Here is a 13,296-nt window from a genome sequence, read left to right as displayed (position 1 = left end):
CGGGGCGTGCGCGTTGTGACAGCGTTGGCGAAAATTTTTTCGCAGCCCCGGCCCCCTCCCCCATTCCCGCCCTGGCTGGCGCTCAGTCCGCCACGATGCGCCGCTCCGTGGCGATCTTGCGGTACAGGGCGTTCTCGGCCGCGATCTCGCGCGCGAACTCCTCGGGACGGTTGCCGATCACGCGCGAGCCCGTGTCCTCGATCTGGCGGCGCACCTCGGGGCTGGCCAGCGCGCGCTGGGCGGCCGCATGCAGGCGCGCCACGATCTCGGGCGACAGCCCCTTGGGGCCGTAGATGCCATAGAAGGCGCTGCGGTTGACCGGCTCCAGCCCCAGCTCCTTGAAGGTGGGCACCTGGGGCAGCTGGGCCAGGCGCTCGGGCGCGGCCACCGCCAGCGCGGTGAGCCGGCCCGCCTTGATGAATGGCAGGGCCGAGGGCAGGTTGTCGAAGACGATGGGCACCTGGCCCGCCACCGCATCGTTGAGCGCCGGGCCCGAGCCCCGGTAGGGCACATGCGTGAGCGACAGCCCCGAGCGGCTGGACATCAGCTCCATCAGCATGTGGCCTATGGAGCCCGTGCCCGCCGTGCCGTAGGCATGCTTGCCGGGGTTCTTCTTCACCTCCTCCACGAAGGCCGCAAAGCTCTGCGCCTTGAAGCCCGGATGCACGGCCAGCACATTGGGCGTGGCCGCAATGTTGGTGATGGGCGTGAAATCGGTGAGCGGGTTGTAGGGCAGGCGCGGGTTGATGGCCGCATTGGTGGCCGTGGTGGACACGGTGGCCACGCCCAGCGTGTAGCCGTCGGGCTGGGCGCGCGCGGCCTCGTGCGCGCCGATGGCGCCTCCGCCGCCGCCCTTGTTGTCCACCACCAGCGGCTGGCCCAGGGCCTCGGCCATGCGCGGCGCAATCGCGCGCGCCACGATGTCGGTGGTGCCGCCGGCTGAAAACGGCACGATCAGGCGCACCGGGCGCGTGGGATAGGCACCGGCATCGGCCGCCATGGCGCCCGGTGCGGCGCCTGCGGCCAGCAGCAGGGCGCACAGGCTGCGGCGTGAAGTGAAGTGGTTCATGGGATGTCTCCTGGGAATGGCTGTGTTTTTGAACGGACGGTGGAGGTTTCTGTCAGGCCGATGCGCGGCGCACGATGTGCGAGCGGTCCAGCGCGCCGCAGGAGGAGGCGCCCAGCATGGCCAGGTTGCGGTCCACCTCGTCGCGCAGCAGGCCGATGGCGTGCAGCACGCCGGCCTCGCCGCCCACGGCGGCGGCATAGTTGAAGGGCCGGCCCACCAGCACCATGCGCGCGCCCAGCGCCACGGCCTTGAGCACATCGGAGCCGCGCCTGAAGCCCCCGTCGATCAGCACGGGATAGTCCGGCCCCAGGGCCGCCACCACGTCCTCAAGAATGCGCATGGCCGACACCGCGCCGTCGAGCTGGCGCCCGCCATGGTTGGACAGCACGATGCCGTCGGCCCCCACGCGCCGCGCCTGCAGCGCGTCCTCCACGCTGAGCACGCCCTTGATGACCAGCGGCCCCTTCCAGCGGCGGCGGATGGCCTCGATGTGGTGCCAGCTCAGGTGGTCGCGTGCCGAAAAATCGCGCATCACGCTGGACGACATGATGGGCGCACCGCGCGTGGCAAACGAGTTCTCGAAATGCGGCATGCCGTGGCGCAGCAGCGTGCGCAGGAAGGTGCCCGCCACCCAGCCCGGGCGCACCATGCCGTCCCAGGCCAGGCGCAGGCTGGGCTTGAGCGGCGTGGAAAAGCCTGTGCGGATGTTGTTCTCGCGGTTGGCGGAGATCGGTATGTCCACCGTCACCACCAGGGTGCGAAAGCCTGCGCGCTCCACGCGGTCGATCAGCGCGTCGATGCGGGCCTGGTCACCGGGGATATAGGCCTGGAACCAGGTGGCCGGGCTCTCGCGCGCCACCTCCTCCATGGGGATCAGCGAAGTGCCGCTCATCACCGACACAATGCCCGCGCGCTGGGCCGCGCGGGCCAGCACCAGGTCGCCCCGGTAGGTGGACAGCGCATTGATGCCCATGGGCGCAATGCCGAAGGGGCTGGCATAGCGCTCGCCGAACAGCTCCACGGCCTGCGAGCGCTGCGACACATCGGCCAGCACGCGCGTGGTCAGGCCCCATTCGCCGAACACCTCGCGGTTGTCGCGCAGCGAGGCGTTGTCCTCTGCCGCCCCGGCGATATAGCCGAAGATGGGCCGGGGCAGCCTGCGGCGCGCGGCCTCCTCGAAATCATGCAGCGACAGCATGCGGCGCAGCACGGCCGGGGCACGCGGCGCTGGCAGGGCGGGTGCCGAAGGCGTGGAGGCAGAGGCAGAGGAGGAAGCGATGGCGGCCATGGTGCGGACCTCGGAATGTTCAGGAACCGGCGCCACTGTAGGCCGCGCATCCATTGAATGAAAGTGGATTATTTAGAATGCACTTGTTCGCTTTTTGCCAATGACAAACCCATGTCCACACCCTCGGTCAAGCAGCTCGAAGCCTTCTGGTGGGCCGCCACCTGCAGCAACTTCGCCACGGCCGCGCAGCGCGTGCACCTGTCCGTGTCCTCGCTGTCCAAGCGCATCACGGAACTGGAGTCCGCGCTGGGCCAGCCGCTGTTCGACCGCAGCGGCCACCGCGCCGTGCTCACCGACGCCGGCCAGCGCCTGCTGCCCGCCGCGCTGGAGGTGCTCAACGCCATGGCCGCGCTGGGCCAGGCCCTGGACACGCGCGAGGCGCTGGCCGGGCATTGCCGCTTCGGCGTGGGCGACCTGTCGGCGCTGACCTGGCTGCCGGCCTTCGTGGCCGCCGCGCGCCAGGCCCATCCGCAGCTGGTGCTGGAGCCCCATGTGGACGTGGGCGGCGTGCTGGAGCAGCGCCTGGACGACGGCGAGCTGGACTTTGCCGTCATCGCGGGCCGCTCCTCGCGCAGCAGCCTGCTGTCCCGCCCCGTGGGCGCCGCACGCTTTGCCTGGGCCGCGGCCCCCGGCCTGGCAGGCGCGGGCCGCCTGGGCGCCACGGCCCTGCTGCAGCGCCATGCGCTGGTCACCCTGCCCCCGCAGGCCGGCACCACGCGCCTGCTGGACGACTGGCTGCTCGCCCAGGGCGCCAGCGTGCGCGAGCGCATCCTGTGCAACAGCTGGGGCGCCGTGGCCGGCATGCTGCGCGCCGGCCTGGGCGTGGGCTTCCTGCCCACCGGCTGGATCGCCGCCCTGGGCCTGCGCGCCGTCGGGGGCGCCCGTCCCAAGGCTGCCCTCGCTCCCCTCCACTACGCCTTCCAATGGCGGCGCGGCGACGCCCGCGCCCTGATCCCGGCCATGCAGCAACTGGCGCAGGCGCAGGTGGATTTCACGGTGATGCCGGGGTTGGTGGGTGCAGGGCCGCACGCCTCGCCGCATCACACTCGCAGCAAAGGCCATCCAGCCGAAATCGGGCAAGATGGCACTTGGAAGCAGACCTCCCGCAACCTGTACGACACAGACGAAGATGCCGCCTGCCATCGCTGAAGTCATTGAAATCCAGGGCCGCTCCGAGCAAGGCGCGCAAAAGCCGTTTCTGTGCCGGGCCGACGATGGCCAGACCTACTACGTCAAAGGACGGCAGACGGATCGGTCCAGCCTGTGCAACGAGTGGATCTGTGCGCATCTGGCCATGCAGTTGGGCCTGCCGCTGCCGCCCTTCAAGCTGCTGCATGTCAGCCAGGAACTTCTGGACGAGGCGCCCAGGCCATGGCGTGAATTGGGCTGCGGCATAGCGTTCGGCTCGCAGCGTCATCCCGGATGCACCTGGTTCGACAAAGCCCAGATCCTGCATGTACCGCAGGACCTGCAGGCCAACATCCTCGCCTTCGACTGGTGGGTACAGAACGTGGACCGCATGGACGGCAACTCCAACCTGCTGTGGGATGCGCATCGCAGCGCATTGGTGGTCATCGACCACAACCTGGCCTTCGACCCGCATCTGGACGCCGCAACCTTTATCGAGAATCACATTTTCAGAGGCTGTTGGCAGAAGACAGATCTTGTGTCGCGCGACCGGCTACAGGATCAACTTTCCGAGGCGATGGATGCCGTTTTCCGCTTTGCCTGCGACAATATTCCACCGGAATGGCATTGGAACAACCCGGAATGCGACATCCCCGCCAGGGTGGACATCAATGCCATTGCCGCGACGCTTGCGAAGTGCAAATCGCCCGACTTTTGGAGGTTCACATGAAGCCTCTTGCCTGCCGCTATTCGATAGTCCAATTTGTCCCGTATGCCGAGACCGGCGAGTTCGCCAACGTCGGCATTGTGCTGACCTGCCCGCAAAGCGGGTACTTCGGTTTTCTGCTGCAAAGCCGCAAGTCCAAGCGCGTCACCGATTTCTTCGATGCGCTTGACAGGGATTTTTACAAGAGCGCAGTCAAGGCCGTGGAGGAAGAGTTGTCGCGGCTCGAGACCCTCGCCCACAGCCTGGCGCCGCAGGCGAAGACAGATGCTTTGAGGGGGATGATGGCCGCGCTCGAGCAGCCACGCGAAGCCATTGTGCGCTTCAGCCCCGCCAGAGTGGTGCTCACCCAGGATCCGGCCCGGGAGTTGCGGCAGCAGTTCGACCACTATGTCGACCATGCTTTTGCCACGCCCGAGTACGTGGAACGCACGATGAACGAACGCCTGAGGGCTTTGCTGGGCGGCCTCGAATTGGATGCGCCGTTCAGGCCGGCGCGCATAGGCAACGAGTACGTCAGTGCCCGGTTCGACTTCGTGCAGACGGTGGGCGACAAGCCCCGCAAGATCATCAAGGCCCTGCATCTGGGCCAAAGCGATGCCAACGACATTGCTGCGCATGGCGACGTCTGGACCGGCAAGATCGCGCGACTGATCCGGCAGCGTGAATTGCCCGGAGACATCCTCGTCAATGTGAACCTGCCTCCACAGGACAAGCAGGCTCACAGGGAAGTCAGCCAGGACATCATGCGGGAGCTCGAGCACCACAAGGTGATCGTGGTGGCTGGCGAAGGCCAGTCCGCCATGCAGAGCATCAAGGAATTCGCGCAGCATTAGGCGCAGCCCTGCGGGCACAGCGCCGTCCAGCGGTCAGCCCTCCCCCCACTCCACCAACTGCGGCCGCACCTGCACCACCTGCCCCGCGCGCAGGCCTTCGCCGTCGATGGCGCGGAAGGCCTCGGCCATCAGGCCTTCGACGTTCTGGCGCACCATGTGCACCGGAAAGCGCAGGCATTCGGCATAGGGGTCCCAGTCGTAGCTGCCAAAGCTGCATTGCGCCAGTTCCGCATCGGGCAGTCCACGCAGGAAGCGGATGGCGCCTTGCAGCGTGATGCCCGATGAGAACAGCAGGGCGCGCGGCAGGCCGCCCAGGCGCTGGTAGAGCGCGGCCATGGCAAGGCGGGCCGCTTCGGGGTCGTAGCCGCAGCAGAGGATGTGCTCGTCCGCCACCGGCGTGTGGGGCGCCAGGGCTTCGCGAAAGCCGGCCAGGCGCTGCTCGGTGGCGTACTCCTTGCGGACTCCGCCCAGAAAGCAGATGGCGTCCTGCGGCGCACCTGCCGGGGGCCTGGAGCGCGCCAGCAGCAGGCGCGTGAGTTCGGCCACACCCCAGCGGTTGTCGCTGGTGACGGAGGGCGCCTTTTTCCCGGGCAGATCCACGTTGACATGGCGCACGCCGGCCTGGCGGCATTCGGCGCTGATGGCGTCGGGCCGGGTGGCGCCCGTGACGATGAGGTGCTCCACACGAAAGGCGATCAGCGAGCGCACGGTCTCCACCTCCAGCGCGCCGTCGCGCAGCGTGCTGACCACCAGCGGGCACAGGCCGCGCGCGTGGGCCATGCGCTCGAAGGCCTGGGACAGCGCGCCGAAGAAGCGGTCCTCGTGCGTGGGAATCACCATGCCGATCAGCCCCGAGCGCTGGCGGCGCAGGCCGCTGGCCTGGCGGTTCACGGCAAAGCTGTGTTCCTGGGCGAGCTGCTGCACGCGGCGCGCGGTCTCCTCGCTGATGCGCCGCGACTGCCAGCTGCCGTTGAGGATGGCGCTGACCGTCGAGGCCGAGGTGCCGGCCAGTTCGGCCAGGTCGTAGATGGTGGAGGTTCGGGGGCGGTTCACGGTGCTCTGCAGGGGTTGGGACGGGAGCGCTCGGCGGCCATCGTAGCCGCTGCGGCAGCGATTCGGGCGGACCGGAGCCGGCACGCAGCAGCGGCCCGGGAAATCCCGCATCGGCAATGGAAGTCCATCTGTCTATAGTTTGCACAATCGATTGTGCAAAACAGAGGGAGGAGCGCCATGTTCCATGGATTCAGCCGGTTCTCGAGGGCACTGTTGGCCTGCACCCTGACGGTGCTGGCAGGCGCGGCCAGCGCCGAGGATGTGTCGGTGGTGGCCAAGGTCGGGGGCATTCCGTGGTTCAACGCCATGGAGACCGGCATCCGCAAGGCAGGCCGCGAGCTGGGCATCTCCAGCGGCATGGTCGGCCCCACCGAGGCCGATGCGGCCCAGCAGGTGCGCGCGGTCGAGGACCTGATCGCACGCCGCAGCAAGGTCATCGCCGTGGTGCCCAACGATGCCAGGGCGCTGGAGCCCGTGTTCCGGCGTGCGCGCAGCGCGGGCATCAAGGTGCTCACGCACGAGTCGCCCGACCAGAAGGGCGCTGACTGGAACATCGAGCTGAGCAGCGTCGCGGGATTTGGCGAGCGCCACATGGACAGCCTGGGCAAGGCCATGGGTGGCGAAGGCAAGTACGTGGTCTTCGTGGGCTCGCTGACCGTGCCGCTGCACAACGCCTGGGCCGATGCGGCCATCGCCCACCAGAAAAAACAGTGGCCGAAGATGCAGCTGGTGTCCGAGCGCTTCGGCGTGGCCGAGAGCCTGGACGACTCCTACCGCAGCGCCCAGGACCTGATGCGCGCCCACCCCGACCTCAAGGGCTTTCTGGCCTTCGGCAGCCAGGGCCCCATTGGCGCGGGCCGCGCGGTGGCCGATGCGCGCAAAGCCGAGCGCATTGCCGTGGTGGGCTCGTTCTCGCCGGGCCAGGGCGCCAAGCTGGTGCGCGACGGCGTGATCCGCGAAGGCTTCATCTGGAACCCCGCGCTGGCCGGCGAGGTGATCGTGCATGTGGGCAAGATGCTGATCGACGGCCGCGAGCCCACGGACGGCATGGAGATACCGGGCCTGGGCAAGGTCCAGGTAGACCGCGAGCGCCGCAACATTCAGGGCCAGAAGCTGGAGCCGATCAACCGGCAGACCATAGACCGGCTGGTCGGCCTGGGCCTGTGAGCCGGGCTCTGCCATGGATGCCACCACAACGGCGCTGGTCCGCATGCAGGCGGTCACCGTGCGCTTTGGCGAGGCCACCGCGCTGCATGCGCTGGACTGGGACGTGATGCCCGGCGAGGTGCACTGCCTGATGGGCAGCAACGGCAGCGGCAAGAGCACGGCGATCAAGGTGCTCAGCGGCGTGCACGCGCCGCAGCCGGGCGCGAGCATCGACATCGGTGGACAGACGGTGCAGCGGCTGGACCCGGCGCTGGCCAAGTCCCTGGGCATCCAGGTGATCTACCAGGACCTGTCGCTGTTTCCCAACCTGAGCGTGGCCGAGAACATCGCCTTCGACCAGGCCATGGGCCGCTGGTGGGCGCCTGTACGCCGCAGGCGCCAGCGCGAGGCGGCCCAGGCCGTGTTGCGGCGCCTGGGCATTGCGCTGCCGCTGGATGCGCGGGTGGGCGACCTGCCCATTGCGGGCCGCCAGCTCGTGGCCATCTGCCGGGGCATGGCGGCCCGGGCCAGGCTGCTGTTCATGGACGAGCCCACGGCCTCGCTCACGCGTGCCGAGGTCGATGCGCTGCTGGCCGTGGTGCGCCGGCTCCAGGCCGGTGGCATGGCCATCGTCTTCGTGAGCCACAAGCTGGACGAGGTCATGGAGATCGCCGACCGCGTCACCGTGCTGCGCGACGGGCGCAAGCTGGGCACCTGGCCCGCCGCGCAACTGTCGGGCAGGCAACTGGCCACGCTGATGACCGGGCAGGAAGTGGATGAGCGACTGCATGCGCGCGACATGTCCGCCGCGCCCGCGCTGCTGGAAGTGCGCGGCCTGGGCCGCGACGGCGACTACGAGGACGTGAGCTTCGATGTGCGCGAGGGCGAGATCCTGGGCCTGACCGGGCTGCTGGGCGCGGGCCGCACCGAGCTGGCCCTGGGCCTGTTCGGCATGCGCCGGCCCGACCGCGGCAGCATCCGCCTGGGCGGCCGCACGCTGGTGCTGCGCAGCAACCGCGATGCCATGGCGGCGGGCATTGCCTATGTGCCGGAGGACCGCCAGTCCATCGGCCTGAACCTGCGCCAGTCCGTGCAGGACAACCTGGTGCTGGCCATGCTGCCGCGCCTGTCCGGCCCGCTGGGCTGGCTGCCTGCCAGCCGCCGTGCCGCCACCGCAGCCCAGTGGCGCGACCGCCTGCACATGCGCCTGCCCGCGCTGGACGCACCCGTGCACCAGCTGTCCGGCGGCAACGCCCAGCGCGTGGTGCTGGCCCGCTGGCTGGCGACCGCGCCACGCCTGCTGATCCTCGACTCGCCCACCGTGGGCGTGGACATCGGCAACCGCCAGGGCATCTTCGAGATCGTGCACGGGCTCGCCGCACAGGGCATGGCGGTGATCGTCATCTCGGACGAGGTGGCCGAGGTCCATGCCCACTGCGACCGCGTGCTGCACATGCGCGGCGGGCACATGGCCGGCGAGTTCGTGCCGGGGGTGCATTCCGAAAGCCAGATCGAGGAGGCCGTCCATGCCTGAACACGCACACGCGCTGCTGCACCACCCCGTGGTCCGGCTGGGCCTGGCCATTGGCGCCATGGCCCTGCTGTTCGGCGCCCTGGCGCCGGGCTTCTGGACGCTGGGCAACTGGATGGACGTGGCCGAGGGCGCATCGGTCACCGCCATCATGGCCGTGGGCCTGCTGGTGGTGCTGGTCGCGGGCGGCATCGACATCTCGTTTGCCGCCACGGCCACGGTGGCGCAGTATCTTGCGGCCCTCGCGGCCACACGCCTGGGCTGGCCACCGGCGGCCAGCATCGCGCTGGGCCTGGCCACGGGACTGGCGCTGGGCGCATTCAACGCCCTGCTCATTCACCGCCTGCGCGCCACCTCCATCATCATCACCATCTCCACGCTGAACCTGTACTTCGCGCTGCTGATGCATGGCACGGGCGGCCGGTCCATCTACGACCTGCCGTCGTGGTGGAGCGATTCCGTGGTGCTGGCCCGCTTCGCAAGCGCCGACGGCGCAGACCCCGTGCGCCTGACGCTGCCCATCGCCGTGGCCGGCGCAGCCGCCGTGCTGACCGCGCTGCTGCTGGGCCGCAGCGCGCTGGGGCGGCGCCTGTACGCCTTCGGCGGCAACCCCGAGGCCGCGCACCGCATGGGCATCGGGCTGGGCGCCATCCAGGGCGTGGCCTATGGCTGGCTCGGCATGATGGCGGCCATCGCAGGCCTGGTGCAGGCGCACCGCGTGGGCGAGTCGGTGCCCAACGCCCTGGTCGGCACGGAGCTGTTCGTGCTCGCGGCCGCCGTGTTGGGCGGCGCCAGCCTGTTCGGCGGCACGGGCAGCGTGGGCGGCGTGCTGATGGGCGTGATGCTGCTGGCCGTGCTGCGCAACGGGCTGAATCTGATGGGCGTGTCGCCGTATTTCTTCCAGGTGCTGCTGGGCGCCGTGGTGCTGGCCTGCGCCGCCGCAACGGGACTGCGGCGCACGCAGCGACGCAACCAGCAGCGCAGCGCTGACGCCACTCCTGCAGCGCCTTTGGCGGGGGCTGCGCCATGAACCGCAGCCCTGGCGCGCCGCTGGGCCTGATCGCGCTGCTGGCGCTGCTGTGCGCCGTGTTCACGCTGCTGCTGCCCGGCAGCTTCGCCACCCTGGGCACGCTGCAATCGGTGCTGCTGCAAATCCCGGAACTGGGCCTGCTGGCACTGGCGCAGATGCTGCCGCTGGTCAGTGGCGGCATCAACCTGGCCGTGGTCGCCAGCGCCAACATGGCGGGCCTGGCCATGGCCTGGGTGCTGGTGGGAGGCCTGTCGGCGCTGGGCCTGGACCTGTCGGGCCATGAGGGCCTGCTCATCGCCGCGGCACTGACCGTGGGCGCCCTCGCCAGCCTGCTGGTGGGCCTGGCCAGCGGCTGGCTGGTGGCGCGCGTCAACGCCCATCCCATCCTCGTCACGCTGGGCACCATGTCGCTGATCAACGGCCTGTGCGTCTGGCTCACGCGCGGCAAGCCCATTGCAGGCTTTCCCGAGACCTTCCAGGCCCTGGGCTCCGCCCAGTGGCTGGGCCTGCCGCTGCCGTTCTGGATCTTCGCGGCCGTGTGCCTGCTGGTGGGCCTGTACCTGGGCAGCACGCGCCACGGGCTGGCCATCCGCATGGTCGGCTCCAATGCCGAGGCCACGCGCCATGCGGGCATCGACACGCGCCGCGTGCTGATCGGCGTCTACACCCTGTCCACGCTGCTGTGCTGGATCGCGGCCGTGCTGATGATGTCGCGCTTCAACTCGGCCAGCGCGGGCTACGCCCAGTCCTACCTGCTGGTCACGGTGCTTGCGGCCATCCTGGGCGGCACCGATCCCATGGGCGGCTTCGGCCGGGTGTCGGGGCTGTTCGTCGCCCTGCTCATCCTGCAGGTGCTGTCCAGCGGAGTGAACCTGCTGGGCGCCAATGCCCAGCTCACGCAGGCCCTGTGGGGCGCCACCATGATCGCCGCCGTGGCCGCGCGCCACCTGCTCGCGCGCTGGCGGGGCCGTGCCCGGGCACCCGCCGAACCCTCCCCTTCACTCTCTCGCAGAGTCCACCCGGAGCCCCTATGAACCCCCTCGGCATCCACGCCCTTGTCTGGGCCGGCGACCTGTCGCCGGCCTCCACCCGCCATGTGATCGAGCAGACGCGCCAGGCCGGTTACGACCTGATCGAGCTGTCCCTGCACGGCCCCCGGCTCATGGACCTGGCGCTCACGCGTGATCTGCTGCAGGAGCATGGCCTGGGCGTGGGCTGCTCGCGGGGCCTGACCTTCGAGGCCGATGTCTCCAGCGAAGACCCCGCCGTGGTCGCGCGCGGCCTGGCGCTGCTGCAAGAGGGCGTGGACATCACGGCGCGCCTGGGCGGACGCTATTTCGGCGGCATCCTCTACGGCGCCATGGCGAAATACGGCCACCCCTGCACGCCACGGGGCCGGCGCAACGCGATCGAGGCCGTGCGGCGCATTGCCGACTTCGCGGGCGAGCGCGGCGTCACGCTGGGCCTGGAGGTGGTCAACCGCTACGAAAGCAATCTGCTGAACACGGCCGCGCAGGCGCTGGAGTTCATCGACGAAGTCGGCCAGCCCCATGTCTGCGTGCACCTGGACACCTACCACATGAACATCGAGGAAGCCGACCTCGCCGCGCCCGTGCTGGCCTGCGGACAGCGGCTGGGCTATGTGCACATCGGCGAGAACCACCGCGGCTACCTGGGCGCGGGCCACATCGACTTCGCGCAGTTCTTCGGTGCCCTCGCGCAGATCGGCTACCAGGGCACCGTCACCTTCGAGAGCTTCTCGTCGGCCATCGTCAACGAGCAGCTGTCGAACGCGCTGGCCATCTGGCGCCCGATGTGGGAAGACGGCATGGACCTGGCCCTGCACGCACGCGGCTTCATGGCAGACGGGCTGGCCCGCGCGCAGCAGGCACGCGCATGACGGCCATCCTGCCGCCCGAAGCCCTGGCGCGTGCATTTGCGCTGGCACGCTCCGGCCCCCGACGCCTGCTGGGCCTGGCAGGCCCGCCCGGCGCAGGCAAGAGCACGGCCTGCGCGGCCCTGCTGCAGGCGCTGGGCCCGCTGGCGGCGGCCGTGCCCATGGACGGCTTCCACCTGGCGCAGTCCGCGCTGGAGCGCCTGGGCCGCGCGCAGCGCAAGGGCGCGCCCGACACCTTCGACTCGGCCGGCTACGTGGCCCTGCTGCGCCGCCTGCGCGCGCCCGTGGCCGGTGAAACGGTCTACGCCCCCGAATTCCGGCGCGCCATCGAGGAGCCCATTGCAGGCGCCATCGCCATCGCGCCCGGCGTGCCCCTGGTCATCACCGAAGGCAACTACCTGCTGATGGAGGAACAGGATGCGCCAGGCACACACTGGCATGCCGTGCGCGCGCTGCTGGACGAGGTCTGGTACGTGGACATGGACGACCGCCTTCGCATCGAACGCCTGACCCGCCGCCACGAACTCCACGGCCGCAGCCCCCAGGCCGCACGCGACTGGGTGGCGCAGGTGGACGAGCCCAATGCGCACCGCATTGCGGCAACGCGGGGGCGAGCGGATTGGGTGTTGCGCTGGGGGTGAGCGGGGGAGCGAACACGGTTGCGGCAGCCAGGCCTTTCAGGGGGTGCCGGAGCGACCGCCCTCCTCTCGACGCGCCAATGCCACAGCGTCCCGCAAATTCAGCTTCAGCATGGCTTGTCCGCCGATGTAGCCGGCCAGGGCGCTTGTTGCGCGCTGCTCTATGGCATCGGCACTGGTCAGCCCGAGCCGAACCAGGGCCGCGATGTCCTCTTTGTCGTTGTCGGCGAACCGGGCAATCTTGCTTACGGCAAGATCCACGGGAGAGAGGACATGCACGCGAATCTGGTCCACACCGAGGTCGATAGGGATGGCGTCATCCAGATAGTCCTCATGCATCAGCGCAAAGCTGGAGTTGTAGTTGGTGTCAAGGTAGACCACCTGCGGGGTGCCGTCCTCCAGCATCACCTCGACCATCAGGTCGTTCGGCAGATGGACGCGCCCGCCGAATTCCGCATCCACATCGGTAGTGACGCGGTCTGCTGTGTAGAGGTGAACGGCCATGCCGCCAGCCAGATAGACATTCAAGGGGCGGCCCAGCGCAAGCCGCTGCTCCAACTGCTTGAACAGCTCCCGCAGGCCTTCTGCCAGCGCCGTATGGGTATGAAAAATCGGGAGCATGGACATGGCCTCAGTGCCCACGCAGCCGAAGGCTGAGCATGTCGCGCAGACGGGGCAGGCTCAGAACCCAACCCCGCCTGACCACATCTTCCGATGGCAGTCTTTCTTCTGGATGCAAGGCGAAATATCGCTCGCTGGCCTGCATCAGGCTCGCAGATTCCTGGGGGAATCGTGAACGGACGATCATGGCGGCCAGGCGAAACACGTTGGCTTCGCGCTGGTCCTGGGCGGGCTGCGCACGCTCCCGGGCGACGAAGGAGCAGCGCGATAGCAGCGCCGATTCATCATCTCTGGCCGTCATTGCATCCACCTCCGTTCGCACCATGGCATCAAGA

The 13,296-nt window shown here is 69.2% G+C and carries 14 protein-coding genes; 9 read left to right on the top strand and 5 right to left on the bottom strand.

Features of this window, described 5'->3' with window-relative positions; genetic code table 11:
• Positions 1-82: 82 nt before the first annotated feature.
• Both ACF8ME_RS15100 and ACF8ME_RS15095 read right to left on the bottom strand, forming a co-directional pair.
• Positions 83-1,069: a tripartite tricarboxylate transporter substrate binding protein BugE gene (locus ACF8ME_RS15100; protein ID WP_392417223.1), complete on the bottom strand. Its 987-nt coding sequence runs from the start codon at positions 1,067-1,069 to the stop codon at positions 83-85.
• A gap of 52 nt (positions 1,070-1,121) precedes the next feature.
• Positions 1,122-2,357, bottom strand: a complete 1,236-nt coding sequence (locus ACF8ME_RS15095; RefSeq protein ID WP_016454005.1) for an alpha-hydroxy acid oxidase — start codon at positions 2,355-2,357, stop codon at positions 1,122-1,124.
• Positions 2,358-2,468: 111 nt separating this feature from the next.
• Between ACF8ME_RS15095 and ACF8ME_RS15090 the strand changes: the two genes are divergently transcribed.
• The 3 genes from ACF8ME_RS15090 to ACF8ME_RS15080 are packed head-to-tail and all read left to right on the top strand — an operon-like array spanning position 2,469 to position 5,045.
• Positions 2,469-3,506, top strand: coding sequence for a LysR family transcriptional regulator (locus ACF8ME_RS15090; RefSeq protein ID WP_392417221.1), 1,038 nt, complete (start codon positions 2,469-2,471; stop codon positions 3,504-3,506).
• Positions 3,487-4,215, top strand: a complete 729-nt coding sequence (locus tag ACF8ME_RS15085; RefSeq protein WP_392417219.1) for a HipA family kinase — start codon at positions 3,487-3,489, stop codon at positions 4,213-4,215. Before ACF8ME_RS15090 ends, ACF8ME_RS15085 begins: the two co-directional genes overlap by 20 nt.
• Positions 4,212-5,045, top strand: a complete 834-nt coding sequence (locus ACF8ME_RS15080; RefSeq protein WP_016449560.1) for a DUF3037 domain-containing protein — start codon at positions 4,212-4,214, stop codon at positions 5,043-5,045. The genes ACF8ME_RS15085 and ACF8ME_RS15080 overlap by 4 nt, the downstream gene beginning before the upstream one ends.
• A gap of 33 nt (positions 5,046-5,078) precedes the next feature.
• On the opposite strand, the gene ACF8ME_RS15075 is transcribed toward ACF8ME_RS15080, so the two are convergent.
• A complete protein-coding gene (locus ACF8ME_RS15075; RefSeq protein WP_392417217.1) occupies positions 5,079-6,098 on the bottom strand; it encodes a LacI family DNA-binding transcriptional regulator in 1,020 nt (339 codons plus the stop codon).
• Between the two features lie 177 nt (positions 6,099-6,275).
• On the opposite strand from ACF8ME_RS15075, the gene ACF8ME_RS15070 reads away from it, so the two are divergent.
• From ACF8ME_RS15070 to ACF8ME_RS15045, 6 genes are read left to right on the top strand one after another with little or no spacing between them, the layout of a single operon-like run.
• Entirely contained in the window at positions 6,276-7,265 is a 990-nt protein-coding gene (locus ACF8ME_RS15070; RefSeq protein WP_392417215.1) for a substrate-binding domain-containing protein, read from the top strand.
• A gap of 13 nt (positions 7,266-7,278) precedes the next feature.
• Positions 7,279-8,778, top strand: a complete 1,500-nt coding sequence (locus tag ACF8ME_RS15065) for a sugar ABC transporter ATP-binding protein (RefSeq protein WP_392417213.1) — start codon at positions 7,279-7,281, stop codon at positions 8,776-8,778.
• The gene (locus ACF8ME_RS15060; RefSeq protein WP_392417210.1) at positions 8,771-9,805 is read left to right on the top strand and encodes an ABC transporter permease; all 1,035 of its coding nucleotides are present in this window, start codon (positions 8,771-8,773) and stop codon (positions 9,803-9,805) included. Before ACF8ME_RS15065 ends, ACF8ME_RS15060 begins: the two co-directional genes overlap by 8 nt.
• Positions 9,802-10,839, top strand: a complete 1,038-nt coding sequence (locus ACF8ME_RS15055; protein WP_392417208.1) for an ABC transporter permease — start codon at positions 9,802-9,804, stop codon at positions 10,837-10,839. Before ACF8ME_RS15060 ends, ACF8ME_RS15055 begins: the two co-directional genes overlap by 4 nt.
• A complete protein-coding gene (locus ACF8ME_RS15050) occupies positions 10,836-11,705 on the top strand; it encodes a sugar phosphate isomerase/epimerase family protein (protein ID WP_392417206.1) in 870 nt (289 codons plus the stop codon). Before ACF8ME_RS15055 ends, ACF8ME_RS15050 begins: the two co-directional genes overlap by 4 nt.
• Positions 11,702-12,343 (top strand): nucleoside/nucleotide kinase family protein, encoded by a 642-nt coding sequence (locus ACF8ME_RS15045; RefSeq protein WP_392417204.1) that lies wholly within the window; start codon positions 11,702-11,704, stop codon positions 12,341-12,343. Before ACF8ME_RS15050 ends, ACF8ME_RS15045 begins: the two co-directional genes overlap by 4 nt.
• 36 nt (positions 12,344-12,379) lie before the next feature.
• Here the strand turns inward: ACF8ME_RS15045 and ACF8ME_RS15040 are convergent, their stop codons facing one another.
• Together ACF8ME_RS15040 and ACF8ME_RS15035 are read right to left on the bottom strand one after the other, a co-directional pair.
• Positions 12,380-12,961: a DUF6036 family nucleotidyltransferase gene (locus ACF8ME_RS15040; protein ID WP_233174748.1), complete on the bottom strand. Its 582-nt coding sequence runs from the start codon at positions 12,959-12,961 to the stop codon at positions 12,380-12,382.
• 10 nt (positions 12,962-12,971) lie between these two features.
• A complete protein-coding gene (locus ACF8ME_RS15035; protein WP_034366457.1) occupies positions 12,972-13,262 on the bottom strand; it encodes a hypothetical protein in 291 nt (96 codons plus the stop codon).
• Positions 13,263-13,296: the final 34 nt, after the last annotated feature.

This window comes from Delftia sp. WSY_7, from assembly GCF_043104845.1.
In the GTDB taxonomy this organism is placed as follows: domain Bacteria; phylum Pseudomonadota; class Gammaproteobacteria; order Burkholderiales; family Burkholderiaceae_C; genus Comamonas; species Comamonas tsuruhatensis.
This window is presented reverse-complemented; position numbering and strand designations above follow the sequence as displayed.